General features: G+C 43.8%; 24 protein-coding genes. 15 read left to right on the forward strand and 9 right to left on the reverse strand.

The window, feature by feature from the left end; genetic code table 11:
• Positions 1–53: 53 nt before the first annotated feature.
• Entirely contained in the window at positions 54–812 is a 759-nt protein-coding gene (locus PVA46_RS05430; protein ID WP_167695740.1) for a tetratricopeptide repeat protein, read from the forward strand.
• A 9-nt stretch (positions 813–821) separates the two neighbouring features.
• A complete protein-coding gene (gene dprA / locus PVA46_RS05435) occupies positions 822–1,862 on the forward strand; it encodes a DNA-processing protein DprA (protein ID WP_167695741.1) in 1,041 nt (346 codons plus the stop codon).
• 80 nt (positions 1,863–1,942) lie between these two features.
• Here dprA and PVA46_RS05440 read toward each other — a convergent pair whose 3' ends face one another.
• From PVA46_RS05440 to PVA46_RS05455, 4 genes are all read right to left on the reverse strand, one after another.
• Entirely contained in the window at positions 1,943–2,239 is a 297-nt protein-coding gene (locus PVA46_RS05440) for a hypothetical protein (protein ID WP_167695742.1), read from the reverse strand.
• A 234-nt stretch (positions 2,240–2,473) separates the two neighbouring features.
• Positions 2,474–2,818 carry a hypothetical protein gene (locus tag PVA46_RS05445; RefSeq protein WP_167695743.1) on the reverse strand — a complete coding sequence of 115 codons (345 nt, stop codon included), beginning with the start codon at positions 2,816–2,818 and terminating at the stop codon, positions 2,474–2,476.
• 27 nt (positions 2,819–2,845) lie between these two features.
• Entirely contained in the window at positions 2,846–3,184 is a 339-nt protein-coding gene (locus PVA46_RS05450; RefSeq protein ID WP_167695744.1) for a hypothetical protein, read from the reverse strand.
• Between the two features lie 68 nt (positions 3,185–3,252).
• On the reverse strand, positions 3,253–3,600 hold the full coding sequence (locus PVA46_RS05455; RefSeq protein WP_167695745.1) for a hypothetical protein: 348 nt from the start codon (positions 3,598–3,600) through the stop codon (positions 3,253–3,255).
• Between the two features lie 166 nt (positions 3,601–3,766).
• Between PVA46_RS05455 and PVA46_RS08390 the strand changes: the two genes are divergently transcribed.
• The gene (locus PVA46_RS08390) at positions 3,767–4,039 is read left to right on the forward strand and encodes an IS1 family transposase (RefSeq protein ID WP_167695746.1); all 273 of its coding nucleotides are present in this window, start codon (positions 3,767–3,769) and stop codon (positions 4,037–4,039) included.
• A 181-nt stretch (positions 4,040–4,220) separates the two neighbouring features.
• Positions 4,221–4,697, forward strand: coding sequence for an NUDIX hydrolase (locus PVA46_RS05460; protein ID WP_167695747.1), 477 nt, complete (start codon positions 4,221–4,223; stop codon positions 4,695–4,697).
• A gap of 275 nt (positions 4,698–4,972) precedes the next feature.
• Here PVA46_RS05460 and PVA46_RS05465 read toward each other — a convergent pair whose 3' ends face one another.
• The 5 genes from PVA46_RS05465 to PVA46_RS05485 are packed head-to-tail and all read right to left on the reverse strand — an operon-like array spanning position 4,973 to position 6,976.
• Positions 4,973–5,272 carry a hypothetical protein gene (locus PVA46_RS05465; protein WP_167695748.1) on the reverse strand — a complete coding sequence of 100 codons (300 nt, stop codon included), beginning with the start codon at positions 5,270–5,272 and terminating at the stop codon, positions 4,973–4,975.
• 43 nt (positions 5,273–5,315) lie between these two features.
• On the reverse strand, positions 5,316–5,696 hold the full coding sequence (locus PVA46_RS05470; RefSeq protein ID WP_167695749.1) for a hypothetical protein: 381 nt from the start codon (positions 5,694–5,696) through the stop codon (positions 5,316–5,318).
• A complete protein-coding gene (locus PVA46_RS05475) occupies positions 5,697–6,089 on the reverse strand; it encodes a hypothetical protein (RefSeq protein ID WP_167695750.1) in 393 nt (130 codons plus the stop codon).
• A gap of 12 nt (positions 6,090–6,101) precedes the next feature.
• The gene (locus PVA46_RS05480; RefSeq protein WP_167695751.1) at positions 6,102–6,392 is read right to left on the reverse strand and encodes a hypothetical protein; all 291 of its coding nucleotides are present in this window, start codon (positions 6,390–6,392) and stop codon (positions 6,102–6,104) included.
• A 26-nt stretch (positions 6,393–6,418) separates the two neighbouring features.
• Positions 6,419–6,976, reverse strand: a complete 558-nt coding sequence (locus tag PVA46_RS05485) for a tetratricopeptide repeat protein (protein WP_167695752.1) — start codon at positions 6,974–6,976, stop codon at positions 6,419–6,421.
• A gap of 179 nt (positions 6,977–7,155) precedes the next feature.
• On the opposite strand from PVA46_RS05485, the gene rpsF reads away from it, so the two are divergent.
• From rpsF to PVA46_RS05540, 11 genes are all read left to right on the forward strand, one after another.
• On the forward strand, positions 7,156–7,524 hold the full coding sequence (rpsF, locus tag PVA46_RS05490) for a 30S ribosomal protein S6 (RefSeq protein ID WP_167695753.1): 369 nt from the start codon (positions 7,156–7,158) through the stop codon (positions 7,522–7,524).
• 2 nt (positions 7,525–7,526) lie between these two features.
• Positions 7,527–7,994 carry a single-stranded DNA-binding protein gene (ssb, locus tag PVA46_RS05495; protein WP_167695754.1) on the forward strand — a complete coding sequence of 156 codons (468 nt, stop codon included), beginning with the start codon at positions 7,527–7,529 and terminating at the stop codon, positions 7,992–7,994.
• A gap of 53 nt (positions 7,995–8,047) precedes the next feature.
• On the forward strand, positions 8,048–8,326 hold the full coding sequence (rpsR, locus tag PVA46_RS05500) for a 30S ribosomal protein S18 (protein WP_167695755.1): 279 nt from the start codon (positions 8,048–8,050) through the stop codon (positions 8,324–8,326).
• 99 nt (positions 8,327–8,425) lie between these two features.
• Positions 8,426–8,911: a 50S ribosomal protein L9 gene (rplI, locus tag PVA46_RS05505; protein WP_167695756.1), complete on the forward strand. Its 486-nt coding sequence runs from the start codon at positions 8,426–8,428 to the stop codon at positions 8,909–8,911.
• A 24-nt stretch (positions 8,912–8,935) separates the two neighbouring features.
• On the forward strand, positions 8,936–10,264 hold the full coding sequence (dnaB, locus tag PVA46_RS05510; RefSeq protein WP_167695757.1) for a replicative DNA helicase: 1,329 nt from the start codon (positions 8,936–8,938) through the stop codon (positions 10,262–10,264).
• 25 nt (positions 10,265–10,289) lie between these two features.
• Positions 10,290–10,751 carry a hypothetical protein gene (locus tag PVA46_RS05515; protein WP_167695758.1) on the forward strand — a complete coding sequence of 154 codons (462 nt, stop codon included), beginning with the start codon at positions 10,290–10,292 and terminating at the stop codon, positions 10,749–10,751.
• Positions 10,752–11,022: 271 nt separating this feature from the next.
• Positions 11,023–11,598, forward strand: coding sequence for a hypothetical protein (locus PVA46_RS05520; protein WP_167695759.1), 576 nt, complete (start codon positions 11,023–11,025; stop codon positions 11,596–11,598).
• Positions 11,599–11,625: 27 nt separating this feature from the next.
• A complete protein-coding gene (locus PVA46_RS05525) occupies positions 11,626–12,372 on the forward strand; it encodes a hypothetical protein (RefSeq protein ID WP_167695760.1) in 747 nt (248 codons plus the stop codon).
• A gap of 32 nt (positions 12,373–12,404) precedes the next feature.
• Positions 12,405–12,809 (forward strand): bactofilin family protein, encoded by a 405-nt coding sequence (locus tag PVA46_RS05530; RefSeq protein WP_167695761.1) that lies wholly within the window; start codon positions 12,405–12,407, stop codon positions 12,807–12,809.
• 40 nt (positions 12,810–12,849) lie between these two features.
• Positions 12,850–14,349: a nicotinate phosphoribosyltransferase gene (locus PVA46_RS05535; protein ID WP_167695762.1), complete on the forward strand. Its 1,500-nt coding sequence runs from the start codon at positions 12,850–12,852 to the stop codon at positions 14,347–14,349.
• Positions 14,349–14,843: a hypothetical protein gene (locus PVA46_RS05540; RefSeq protein WP_167695763.1), complete on the forward strand. Its 495-nt coding sequence runs from the start codon at positions 14,349–14,351 to the stop codon at positions 14,841–14,843. The genes PVA46_RS05535 and PVA46_RS05540 overlap by 1 nt, the downstream gene beginning before the upstream one ends.
• Positions 14,844–14,869: the final 26 nt, after the last annotated feature.

The following is a 14,869-nucleotide window of genomic DNA, read 5'->3' on the forward strand; positions in this document are numbered from 1 at the left end:
TCTCTCCTCTTTTTTGCCGATAAGAATGATGCTAAGCAAGGAGTAACCTCACCGTGAAAAGATTGATTTTATTGACTCTTCCCCTTCTCATCGTTACCAGCTGTGGACGTAGCTTACGTAGCGAGTGGATTGATAGCGCCAAAAATATCAAAGATGTGCAGAAAGTCAACCCCAAGCAAGAGAGTGAAGAAGAACTTGCCAAGAGATTACGCGAATTTGATCAATCCTTGAGTGTTCAAGAGGCAAGGCGAATGATTAAACGCCAAGAGAAACAACTCCAAAAAGCCCTCATTGCGCTATACGATAAATCCTTAGCTTATGAGATGTTAGGAACGCTTTATCTCAATCAAAAATTCTACCAAGCAGCGCTCGAACAATTTGAACTTGCCCTCGAGATTCGCCCTGCAAGCGCCACCTTGCACTACTACGCCGGCGTAAGTAGTGGTTGGGTCAGTACTCTTTCTATTGATCCCATCAAACAGGCAACCTATCAGGAAAAAGCCCTTGCCCACTTGCTTAAATCATACGAAATTGACCCAAACCATGCGCCCACCTCTCTAGCACTGGCAAGCATCTACGTCCAAGATACCTCTATGCTAGGGCAGGCGAAAATGTATGTGAAACGTTACCAGAGCCTCCATCCACAGAGCCAAGAGGCACAACTCTTACTCGCGCATATCACCCTTAAAGAGGGCAATTATCTGCAGGCGCGCAATCTCTATCAACAAATTATTGATGAAGCCAACCGAAACCCTGATCTTCACAAATACTATATTGATCAAGCTAATGCTGGTTTAGCGCTCATTCCTTAAGAGAAAATTATGGCATATATCCTCTCTTTAGCTATCGACATGATACCCTTTTTACCGGCAAGAAGTCGCGCGCTTTTAGCAAAAAAGTATACCAATGAGCACGATTTTTCCACGCTCCATGGACAAGAGCTTATGGTGGAATTTAGCGACCTACGCCTCACGAAATATCGACAAGAAGCGTGGCAATGCTGGCACGGGAAACAGGCATTAATCGATGCGGAAAAACTCTATGAACAGCTTCAAAAACGCCATATTGGTATCATCGATATGGCAGATGCTAGCTACCCCAGCTTGCTCAAAGAGATTCATGATCCCCCATTTCTCCTCTATTATCGCGGAACATTTCCTTCTTTTCATTTACCCCAACTTGCCATTGTCGGCACACGTCGCCCCTCGGTAAGCGCCAAGGAAGAGACCAGTATCTTTACCAAAGAGATCGCTCCTCATGTAGGTTCGATCGTTTCGGGGTTGGCTTTAGGGGTAGATGGACAAGCGCACCGCGCCGCACTGGCCGTGCACGGACACACCACCGCCATCTTGGGTGGAGGCTTCGATCACCTCTACCCCAACTCGCACAAAAGCCTAGCTGCCCGCATTATCGATGAAGGGGGACTGATACTAAGCGAATATGCGCCGTCGGTGAGCCCCACCAACTACACCTTTCCTGCCCGTAACCGCATCATCGCGGGGATGTGCCAAGGCACCGTCATCATCGAAGCGCCCCATAAATCGGGGTCGCTGATTACCGGACAATTTGCCCTCGATCAAGGGCGCGATCTCTTTGTACACGCCATTGGTATCGCGAACCCTGACTCTGGCACGGGGCAACTCTATGAGCAAGGCGCAATTGCACTACGTCGAGGCGAAGATCTCTTGAGCGCATGGGGAATTCTTCCCAGTAGAGAGAATTCAAATGGGGTAGCCGAAGCCAATGAGTCTGGCCCAAACAAGCTCGCCAATGAGTCATTCGACCGCTATGACATTGGTGCGGCCATTGCCAAAAATCTCTGGCAGGAGCTAAGCGACGAAGATCTCGATGATCTCTTTTAGTTGTATCTTTTAGCTTTAGACTCATTTGATGCGTTATTTAAGTCGCGCGTATCTTATGCTTCCCCCCATCTATTTTTGCGTTATCCCTCTTGAGATTTTTTCATATTATCCCGAATAAGAGGTATGGCATAAATGGAGCGTACTAAAATCACTCCCCACGTTCCCAGCACGATAATGACCAAGGCAAGCGCAACGAATCTTGTAAGAAATACCCCAATCACTGGGTAAGCAGTCTCGATATTCACCAAAATAGCTCTTGCTTTTGGTACTAAATAGAGTAACATAAAGAGAGGAAACGTAATAAGATACCATAATAAGGGTTGATATGCAAGACACCATTGCCAAAATTTACCTAGGCTACTGCTTCTTTTAGACATAAAATTATCCTCTCTTCAGATGTAGCATTGCGTAAAGAAAGCCCCTTTCTAAGAGCATCTACTCTTCTGCTTGCAACGCCTGAATCTTACGTGCTTGTTCGGTACTCCTCTCAAGCGATGGTTTCGTGCAACTCGTTAAGATGAGCATCGCCAATACGATCTTTTTCATCATACATCGCTCCTATTCGTCCACAATAATACTTATTCATTTTTCGGCATGGTTATCAACTTCCCTCAAAGCATCTCCATAATAAACACAGGCAGCATCGCTAAAAACATAACACCCGAAACTATCAGAATGCCTGAGATTGCTCTGCGCTGCATGTCATGCATTCGCTCTAACCACATCTGCAGTTCCGCATCAAATTCTGGGTTCTCCCTTCGTAAGGTTTTGACAGGCTTACTATGCAACCAGAACCACATATTCTCATAAATCATAACAAACGGTTCGGGAAATCCCCACTTCATTAAAAATAGTCGCCACTCGGTATCGTCCACCTCCATTCTTTTCATCATGGGGATGGCAATGATTTTCGTTGCTAACGTAATAAAGAGTATTATTAAAAAGAGATGATACATGCGATTCTCCAAGAAAAAAAGTATGCACTACAAGATAAGCATCGGCAACCCGGTAACCAGCATAATAGCCAACAGCGTAAAGAGTCGCCTACCATTACGCTCTTGTACTTCATGGAGTCGCACAAACCATTGCTGTACCTCGCGCGAAAATTCTGGATGCTCTGCCTCCAACGTTCTCACCGGCTTACTGTAAAACCAAATCATCCCCCCTTTGAAAAAATAGGGATTAGGCACATCATCAAAGCCCCACTTCTCTAAAAATTGTTGCCACGCGACCGCATCTTCTCTGGCATCCTTGATACTAGGAATCATGAGCATCTTTACCAAAAGGAAGATAAAGAGCACTATCCAAAAGAAGATATACATCGTCTACTCCTATCCTTTCTCATCCTAACTTTTTCGTGAGATAACCCCACTTACTTTGCATAGACGCATCAATAAGGGATGGCTACAATCGTGATACGGTTGAGCATAAAGAATAGAAGTAAGTATGTCATGCCCCCGATAAAGAGAAAGTAGAGTAACGAAAATCTACTTCGCCTGCGGTCTGCACCGTGATGAAACCTTTTTATCTGCGTCCACAGAAGGAGGGTAAACCCTAGCGCAAGTAGCGTCTGTTTAAGAATGAGCATCAAGAAATCTCTATCATACTCCGCTTGATGCGCACCTAGCTTAAAGAGGCTCTCTAGGTAAGCACTCTTTTCTGGGGAGAGCAAGCCCGCCTCACCCTCCAGCGCATGCGTAAGTTGCTGGTATGCCTTCTGGATACGTGCAATATGCATTAGTTTCTCCTGTAATAACGCTCTATCTGCGCGAAAAAGCATGTGCAAACCCAGAACAATAAGAAAAAACAATAACATAAAGAAAAGATCTCTTCTGCGCGCAATCATGGCGTATTCTCCTGCCTTTCCTTTTCTCTATTTTCAATAGTTTGATCTATCGTAGCTAATGCATTTTGATATACTTCTATATTTCCCTCATTGGGATGCTTTTAAGGAAGTTTTACCCAAAGAACGTCATATTGTAGGTAAACAAGGGACTTATACGATCAAACAAGATAACAGTAACCCGCGGCATCACTTGGCACGATTTACAAGGCGAACAAAAGTTGTTTCTAAAACCCCAGAAATGATTAATTTAAGCTTAAAATTGTCGATAGGATTAATGAGAGTAAACCAGTTTAAAAGAATGCAAGACATTGCTCTTGATATCTTTAGGTAAACACTCTCAAGCATACTAATGTAAGTGATACCCCGTATGCAAATTTCATTGAAGATCATATTGTGTGCTTATGTATCCATCCATTAATAACAGAATTTGAAAATCAATATATTTTGGAAGGGTTTATAGATATAGCAAATTTAATTAATAAGTAATTTTATAGTAGAAAGGATTTATCATTATGGCAAGAGCACCTTATAACGTATTAGTATTACCCTACAAGATGGAAAAGTCTACTGTGCAGTATTGCATCTTCAAGCGTGAAGATATGAGTGTCTGGCAATTTATTGCCGGCGGAGGAGAAGACGATGAACTACCTTTAATTGCTGCACAACGAGAAACACTTGAAGAAGCAGGAATAAGATCCGATGAATTATTATCGCTGACTTCAATGTGCCATGTTGCAGCAAATCTGTTTTCTGAGAAATCACAAAAAAACTGGGGGGATAAAGTGATTGTTATTCCTGTATATTCCTTTGCGGTTCTATGTGATGTCAATATGAAGATCTCAATATCGGATGAGCATTTAGAATACCAATGGTCTTATTACGATGAAGCGATAAAGCTTTTGCACTTTGATTTGGATAAAACAGCTTTATATGAATTAAATGAGAGGATTAATCGAAATAATGTTGGAAGAAATCAAAAGCAGGATTGAAAAAGTCTTTAAACATAAAATCTTTTATTATCAAAAACTGAGTACTGGATATGTAAATAGTTTGTATATAGTAAGAATTCTTCAAGATAGGTACATTATAAATTTATAATATCATGGGAATAGCGCATGCGTAAGTTGCTGGTATGCCTTCTGGATACGTGCAATATGGATTAATTTATGCTGTAATAACGCTCTATCTGCGCGAAAAAGCAGGTGCAAACCCAGAACAATGAGAAAAAACGATAACATAAAGAAAAGATCTCTTCTGCGCGCAATCATGGCGTATTCTCCTGCCTTTCCTTTTCTCTATTTTCAAGAGCTTGATCTATCGTAGCTAGTGCATTTTGATATACTTCTATATTTCCCTCATTGGGATGTTTTTTAGCTAACTCTTTATCCAACTTTCTTTGTACTTGCCGACGAAACTTCTTAACGGAAACTAACGGATCCTCACTCTCTGATGTAAATTGTGCTATACTCACACTTTCTACCACCCTCTTTACCATATTACCAGTAACAATAATCATGGCTAAAAGCAACATGATGAACCATACTCTATCCTTGAGACTGCGCATCTTCTTCTCTCCCTTTATTCTAAAATAAGCGCTAACTGGCGCATTACAAATCGACAGACAGCGGTACTTTCACGACCGAATAAATCGCCTCAATATCGCCTGCTAGCCTACGCCGAATAAATTCTGCCCTATCACGTAGCATCTGTGCCTCACTCCTTAAACCTTGAATAGTTTCACTATCAGGATCATTTCCCTTTTCTATTAATCCATCAATATTTTGGTCTATAGAATCCGCACGCTCCTCGTAAAAAAGCACAAGCGACGCTATCTCATAAAAATGCGAAACGGAGTCTGCCGAGAAGCGCTTATCAGCACTCTTGGACCCTATCTTAGTATCAATATAATACACGGCTATCCAAGCCACCATAATAAAGAGGTAGGTCAGTATGCTTATACCCACGACTTGTAATACTAATTTTTTCATTTACTTTCCTCCTGACAACAGCGTGAAAAAGAGATAGCCAAACAAGCTAGCAAGCGCAATCACCAAGGTAAGAACAAAGAGCATCTTGGTAATACCTAAGGCCGGCTCTTTCTCTACCTCCGTATCATTAGTGGCTTGCTGTGGCGTAAGATAGCCTCGCTTTAAACCCCATCTGCGATATAGGATGATTATCGCCATCGCCAGATACCCCAAACCAAACACAATGCCACTAGGTATGCGCCTTACTGGTATAGAAGAGTCTATCAAGTGATGCCCCATCCGCACCACCATAATCAATAGCGGTAAAGATAAGAAAAAACTCAAGATATTAACAAGGATCTTAGCTCTCTTATACCTTTTTTGCTTAACCATAAACGTCTCGTCTAACCCCATTCTATTGCCTCCTTACCACCATCTCCCCTCAATAATCAGCACGAGATTGTATATAATCCCAATAATAACATGGATTGCTCCAAAAATTTGTAGCCAACGATGATGTCGATTTTGTTTAAATGCAAACACCAGCGCGTAGAGTATCAGCACCAGCAATAAGGGCAAGATTATCACGGCGACGATAGCCAGCAGATAGCCAAGCGTGCCATACTCTTCCCTTTTTATAAAAAATATTAAGATAATACTCACTACTAATGTAATAAGAAATAAGATTCTTTGGTATTTTTTGAGTTTTTTATACATTTATACCCCTCCGCTTCTACAAAAAGTTAGAAGAGATCTTCGTCGTCCTCATCCTCCATAGATTCATCTTTGGGATCAAAGATGCGCATATCTTCGCCCAAGTCTGCCTCGTCCACCAAGGGCAAGTGCGAAGGTTGTTTACTCTTGACGTTCTGGCGGAATCGCCCCTCTTTATCCATCAACTTTTCGGCTTGCATGGCTTGAATAAATTCATCTAAGAGCAGTTGCATCTTCTCACCACCTAGCTCCACCGCCATCAGATAATCATTGTGTGCCTCGGGGTACTCCTCCATCTCCCAGTGCACATCCGCACGATTGGCATAGGCCTTGGCATTCTCGGGCTCTAACTCCAGCACCTTATCAAAATAGGTAATCGCAAGATCATACTGCGCATGGACATACGCACGCGTACCCAACAAAAACCAATCACTTGCCTTACGCTGTTTCGCCTCTAACTCCGCATCGTCCTCATCACCATTCAACACCAAAAAATCATCCAAGCCCAGCGTTGCCTCACGCTCACATCCAATCTCACACCCATCCGCATCCTCAAAAGGCGTATTTCCCGCACCATTATCGCTCATCTATCGCTCCTGTAAAACTTTAGTAAATCATTTTATCACTTATCGCTAAAAAATGTCAAGATAGATACCCCCCTTGAAGAAAATGGATATATCGGGTATAATAAAAGGATAACGAGTCCTCTTTACCCGTTGCATCGTCGATGGGTCAATAATAGAGAAAGACCACAAGGAGGAATAGCGTGAACAACTATGAGTTAGTTTGCATATTCAATGTAAAAGAAAATTTCCACACCGAGGGTGTCGATGCCATTCGTACCATCCTCAAGAACCAAGGTGCTACCATTGTCAAAGAAGAAGACATGGGCGCACGCAATCTTGCCTATGAAATCAACAAAGAGAATCGTGGACACTACCACCTCTACCTCTTTGAGCGCGAAGGCGAAATGACCAAAATTGATGAGCTCCTTAAGCTCCAAAAAGGTCTCATTCGCCACCTCTTCATCAAGCTAGAGAAGCCTCGCAAACAACGCATCCGCGTGCGAAAACCTCTCCATACTAACCAATCTAACCCAGTTGAGAGTCCTACACCCAAGGCTGAGGAAGAGTAGTCATGGCCGATATCAATCGTGTTGTTCTTGTTGGTAGACTCACCAAAGACGCGGAACTCAAATACACCTCCAACACCAATATGCCCGTCTCTCGCCTCGCTATCGCCGTAAATGCCAGACGTAAACAAGGCGATCAATGGGTCGATGAAGCTCACTTCTTTGACGTGACTCTCTTTGGTAAACAAGGAGAAGCGCTCAATAATTACCTCACCAAAGGTAAGCAGGTGGGCATCGAGGGGCAACTTCGTCAAGATCGTTGGGAACAAGACGGTCAGCAACGCAGTCGGGTTACCATTCTAGCGGATAACATCATGCTATTAGGTGGCACAAACGACTCCGAGCGCGCCTCATCCCCAAGTCAATCTTCGCGCCCAAATCCCCCCACCGGCAGACCCAAAGCCAATCCATCCCCTTCAACAAACACCAACATGGCACCTCCGGTTGATTTTGAGGATGACATCCCTTTTTAATCACAAGTATGTGATGCAATTTATCTTAGTATAATATGGAGATTTAGACTATCATGGCAGATTCAAGAGATAATAACTTTGACAACTTTTCAGGCGACGACAAAGAACGCAGAGGCAAACGCAGTTTTCATAAAAAGAAAGTCTGTCGCTTTTGCAACAACACCAAAGGCATCGACTACAAAGATGTAGAGACCCTCAAGCGCTGTGTTACCGAACGTGGTAAAATTCTTCCTGCACGCATCACCGGTTCGTGTGCTCGTCATCAACGTGAGCTCACCCAAGCCATCAAGCGCGCCCGCATTATTGCTCTATTGCCGTTTGTAAGCAATTAACCATTCGACAATTTTACCCGATCTGTTATCTTTTTATGAGATAAAATTGGGTAAAATGCTCACCCTAAGTATTTTAATCGATAAACGAGGTTATTTTATATGAAAATGAAAGTTATTTTGAAGCAAGACTACGCTTCACTAGGCGAAGAGGGCGACATCAAAGAGGTAGCTGCGGGGTATGCGCGCAACTATCTTATCCCAAATGGGATTGTTGCTAACTACAGCGCCCATGCCGTTAATGAGCTTACCAAGCGCCAGCATATTATCGCCCGTAAGAAGGCCGAAAAAGCCAAAGAAGCGCGATCGCACAAAGAAAAACTCGAAGCAGAAGCGTTGGTTTTTCACTTTGCTAGTGGCGAGAAGGGTCGTCTTTTTGGTGCGGTTACTCCTGCAACTATCGCCGAAGAGCTTGCGAAAAAGGGCATGTCTATCGAGAAGAAATTCATCGATATTCCTAACCACAGCATCAAAGAGGTAGGCGAGTTTGAGGTGAAAGTGCGTCTTTATGCAGGTGAGGTTGCCAACCTCAAAATCAATGTACAGAGCAACAATCCAGTACAGGAGAGCGCAGAAGCTAACAACTAATTCTCTGCCAATCCTAGAAATACTATGGAAGAACGTGCTAATCTTTTTGATCTTGCAGCCGAGCGTGCACTTATTGGCACGTTACTTTCCAACTTTAAAGTTGCCACTTTGGACAAGATTGAGGAGCTTATTGCTCCCCAATCATTCTTTAATTCGGCGCATCAGGTGCTCTTTGAGGCCATTCGCTTTCAGGTGGAGCATGGTCAACCCGTAGATGTCGTCTCGTTGACCCATGCATTGCGTAGTCGCGACCTCTTGGAGAAAGCAGGCGGTACTGCCTATCTCACCGAGCTTACCGCGACGGCACCACTCACGAGTACCCCTCTACATTATGCCAATATTGTGCGCGAATTTGCTATTCGTCGATCGCTTAAGGAGATGGGCATCGACATTGCCGAGGAATCCACCAATCTAGCCCAACCTACCGAGACATTAATTGAACACACACAACAAAAGATCTTGGATCTTGATTATGGTAGTAAAATTAGCGCCTATTACGATGCGCGTCAGCTAGTTAAAAATACCTTAGAGATTTTGGAAGAGCGCTTCAAAAACAAGATCCGCTATACAGGCATTGAGAGTAAATTTTCCGAACTCGACAATATGCTCTCTGGTTTTCAAGATGGCGAGATGATTGTTATCGGTGCGCGTCCGAGTATGGGTAAGACGGCTTTGGCGCTCTCCTTTGTGGAAAATTTAGCGATCAAACAGCAGATCGCTACGGGATTTTTTACGCTTGAAATGCCCGCCGAACAGCTAGTGATGCGCATGCTTGCCTCGGAATCACAAGTTAATAGCATTAAATTTCGTAGCCCATCCCTTATGCTTAGCGCCGAATTAAGCAAGATTAGCGATGCCGCCTCGCGCATTTACGATGCGCCCCTCTACATCGATGATACACCTAACATCTCTTTGTCTGCACTAAAATTACAGGCAAGAAAGATGAAGATCGAAAAGAATATCAAAGTGCTCTTCATCGACTATTTAGGACTTATCACCGTGAAAGAGAGTAATCTTGCCCGTCACGAACAGATGGCGCTCGTGAGCCGAAATATTAAAGCACTGGCGCGCGAGCTAAAAATTCCCGTCATCATCTTGAGCCAGTTACGGCGTGATGCGGAAGGCAAAGAGCCAAATCTCGCCGACCTGCGTGAGACGGGATCGATCGAGCAAGATGCGGATGTTGTGATGTTTTTACATCGTACCCGTAAAACCGACAATGAGACGGCTGATGAAGGTCTCATCGAGACAAAGTTGATTATCGCCAAACAACGTAATGGTCCAATTGGTGTGGCCGAGCTCGTCTTTCACCCGCGTTTCACACGCTTTTATGAGAAGTCCAGGGAACATTAACTTATTATTAAGTAAAGGATTAGTTATGTTTAAGCGAAAAGCACATTCATCCCCTACGCCATCTTTAGCACCGATATTTGTCGTTAAGTCAAATATGATTTACCGTATTGCTTATTTTACTCCGCTTATCGGTTTTCTCTTGGCGTGGCCGGCGATGCCTCTGATTGCTAGCCCGATTGATTGGCAAATTTATATTTTCTCGTTACTTTTTGTCGCTATCTTCTCGTTGAATGCGGGCAATCGTCCACTATTACGCATTGAAGAGCTCCATATCACCTTTTTCCATACGATGACAGGACGCATCAATTTTTGTTATATCAATGACATAAGATATATTGAATTGCATAAAAATCACTTTGTTATTCACACAAGAATGGGTGATTCGCTTTACAGCCCCTACCTTACACAACGGAATATTAAAGATGTTTTGACGGAGCTAGCGCCCCACCATATCTTTACGATAGAGCATGCATCTCTAAAGAAGTAGCATCGATATCTTCCTTATGCAAAGAAAGTTAGAAATACCCTTGGCGATAGGAATTTTTTTCAGTATCCTTAATATACAAATTGATAAGCCAAAAGTAGAAAAAAATGATACCACGGTATTTGATTCTATCTATCAGTATTAGGGAGATCTTTTAGATCTGGCTATCAGTTATAAAATTGTGATTATTTTATAAATAATGGGTATATTTTCTTTGGTAAACTTAGTTTAATCGAGACTAAGGACGATGAGTTCATCATAAGGAGACACATTTATGCTAGCAGATGGGCAAACCATGATTCACTTTTTTAGCGATCATTACGAAGAAGAGATTGCACAACACTTATACCCATTTTGGTATCGATATTACCATTATTTAAGCCAACATTATGCGCAGATGGATCGCTACATTATTCAAACGCATCAGTGGATGCAACAAGTGATCACACTCTCCAACACCTGTAGCAATCGCTTCTTTTTTTACTCAAAGTTACCTGCACTTAACAACGAGGAAAAGGAAGCCTTTTTGGCAAGTATTCATCAGCGCTTAGAAGATAGCGTTGCCTTGGGGGTCTGCCTACCCCATCGCATTAGTCAGGACCAACAAGTGCTAGGCTTATGGGAGAATACCATTGGCGATCATATGCGCTTACATGTACGCAAGCATGATATTCAGTTTGGTTTTGTGCTGGTGGATGATGAGCTCTTTTTTGAGCGACCTGCCCAAGCCGATGACACCAAACGTCATATTTACCACGTAACAGGCATTCAAGAGGAGACGATTTCTCACCTGCTGAATAATCCGCATTTGCAGACGCCAAAGGTGTTGCAAAACTACTTCTTACGTTGATAGCAAGGCAAAGGATCAGCTAACACCATGGATAAAATTCTCTTGTACACTGCATCTTACATCGAAGAGCGGATTAAAAAGATTCAATTTAATCCCTTTTCCCCTGAACAAAACTCCTTACTTAAGGTAGTTTCGGCTGAAAGTACAGAACACATTTCCCATATTCTCTTTTACTCTAGTCTAAAAAAATCGTTTAAAACACTGATTAAGAGCATCGACGCTATGGACGAGGCGACGCTCTATGGATCGCTTCATATGTTGCACGCCAAACTCTATCCTATTGAACAATTAAGGGAACAGGAATCCCTACTCCTCGTAAATAACCAATGTCAACCGACGACACTTAATACAAATATCAAAAAATATCACTATATCTTAAGTCAACTCATTCACGATATCTATCATGAAACCAAAGAGGAGAGTATCATCGCCAAATACCGTAGCCAAGCACAAGGGGCAGAGGCTCTCGATAAGCTTACTGACAAACTTTATCGAGACGATCAGCTAGACTTAATGATGGTGGAGCGCTTAGCGAAAAAGATACCGCTATACGCTAAGCATAGTCATATTCCTGTAGAAAAAGATCTGGAACCGCATCTCATTTCACTCTACATGCACCACTACGTTGATACCAAAGATGAAATCTACTTACTGGTAGGTACAGAAAAGGGTACGTTTCCCATTCAAAACGAGGCGTGGTACAATCTCAAAAAAATTCAGGCAACGCAGGAGAAAAATCTCTGGCAAGGGGTAGAATCGCAAAAAGACGATTGACAAAAGTAGCAAAAAATCGCAATATAATTAGTATGAAAGAAATTCACTATTCACCTAAAAAAGAGAGCGTCATTGGTAAGCACTCGCATATTGTTGGTAAGCTACGCTTTGCGCACGGGATGCGCATTCAAGGACAATTCGATGGGGAGATCGTTGCAGGTGGCGATCTCATCATCGAAGAGTCTAGCCAAGTGAAGGCGAACATCAATCTCAAAAATCTCCAACTCGACGGCAAACTCACAGGAAATGCCATTGTCGATCAGAGCGTGCATATCAGTCAAGAAGCGCAACTCGAAGGCGATATTCTCACGCGCGCTATCAGCATCGCCCAAGGAGCTAAACTCAAAGGGAAAATTCACATGATGAGTAGCAATGAAGTTGTCGATATCTTTTCGGCCAAACCCGAACAACTCAAAAAATCGCTTCTCAAACAGTAATCATTCTTATTTTCAGCCAAAACTAGACAAGGGGTCTGCCATGAATATCCTAACCGACTTTGCTCGCTTTATCAACAGCGATCGCTATCAATACACCGAGAGCGAAGTCTATCTAGCCAACCAGATGCACCAACAGGCGAGCATCTTTAATTACTTTTTTCGTAAAACCGAAGATAGCAATTTTGCCGTAGTCGTTGGCACCGAAAGCGCCCTGTCGCTGGTTAATATGATTAATCACACGAAAAAAGACGTTAAGGCTGGATACTTTCAGAAGCTGGGCTTAAGCGCGGATCTCCAAGAGTATCTCATGGAGGCGCAGTTTAATGGTGATATCTACGCCATGCGTGAGGGCGAACTCTCCTTTGCTGGGGAGCCTGTTCTTACGCTATTGGGCGATCTGGTGTTGGCAAAAATCATCGAGACCCCGCTACTCAACAGCTTTAACTACCAGATGACCATCGCTAGTAAGGCTAGCCGTATCACCCGATCGGCTGGGGAGATTCCTGTCTTAGCCTTTGGCCCGCGTCGCGCGCATGGCTTTGATGCCTCGGTGTTGGGAACAAAAGCAGCACTCATTGGTGGCTGTGCCATGCACTCGGCGATGGCAACCGAATACTTTTACGGTGCGCCCTCTATCGGCTCGATGTCGCACTCGTATATCCAGAGTTTTGGCGTAGGCAAAGAGGCGGAGTATCTCGCCTTTAAAACCTTCGCCAATCAGATGCAACGTGTCGGCGCGCCGTCGATCTATTTTCTTATCGATACTTACGACACGCTTAAGTCAGGGTTAATGAATGCCATCAAAATTTTTCAAGAGATAGCAATAGAGCACAACGAAAAACTCACCTACGGCATTCGCCTAGACTCAGGCGACTTGGCCTACTTTAGCAAGATGTGCCGAAAGGAGCTCGATCTAGCAGGCTTACATCGAGCAAAAATCTTGCTTACCAATAGCCTTAATGAACACCTCATCAGCGAGCTAAAGCAACAAGGCGCGCCCTTTGACCTCATTGGCGTAGGCGATAGCATCGCAACCAGTAAGGATAATCCCTGCTTTGGTGGTGTCTACAAGCTGGTGGAGATGGAAGGAAAACCCGTTATCAAGCTCTCCAACGATAGCATTAAGATAAGCACACCCTATCACAAAGATGTCTATCGTATTTATCAGCAAGGCGAGGCAAAAGCCGATCTTATCACCATGGCAAACGGCGATAGCGATCGCGACCTCTTACTAGCTGGTAAGGAAATTACCATTATATCTGAAGAAGATCGCCTCAAGGCGACCACCTTTCTAGCCGGTAGTTATGAGGTTGAACGACTCACCCAGCCCATGATGATCAATGGCGAATTAACCGAACTAGGTAGACAACAGAGCAACCTCACCGCAAGCCGAGCGTACTATCAACAACGCCTTACCACCTTTAGTAGCGAACGTAAGCGTCTAGTCAATCCGCATCACTATAAAGTCAACCTATCCACACCGCTCTATGAAGAGAAGTATCGCCTGATTAGAGAACTTAACGAGGAGATTCACCGCTAATGCATCATCAAGAGAAGCCCCGCAAAAAACCCCGTACCAATCTTATCGCATTCCTCATCCTCTTCGTGAGCATAGGTGCTATCGCCCTTGTCGTCTACTACAATCCCATCGACCGCACGCGTAGTAGTGGCATCACCATTCTTGGCGAGTATGACTATATCCGAGAAGCACAAAATGGCGATCCCAACTACTACCAAGTCGAGATCCATCCCAGTGCCTTCGGCTACGCGCGCGCTACCCGCACCAGCAAAGCCGCCACCGCCGATCTTGCCATCCGCCTAGGCTACACCGATGTGGCTATCCTCAAGATAAAACGTACCAAGAACCAAGATAAATCCCCGCGCATCATCGTACACACCTACCTCTACAATGCCCGCACCACACCCAATATCCCCAAAGCAAAACAGAAATTCTCCGCCTATCCCACACGAGAGAAAGAACCTCACCCCATCTTCCTCGAAAACCTCCTAGAGAATCGCGCCGATACGCCTTAGCTCTTGCACAAATTGTCAAAATTATG

The organism is Entomospira culicis (assembly GCF_028748145.1).
Classification (GTDB): domain Bacteria; phylum Spirochaetota; class Spirochaetia; order WRBN01; family WRBN01; genus Entomospira; species Entomospira culicis.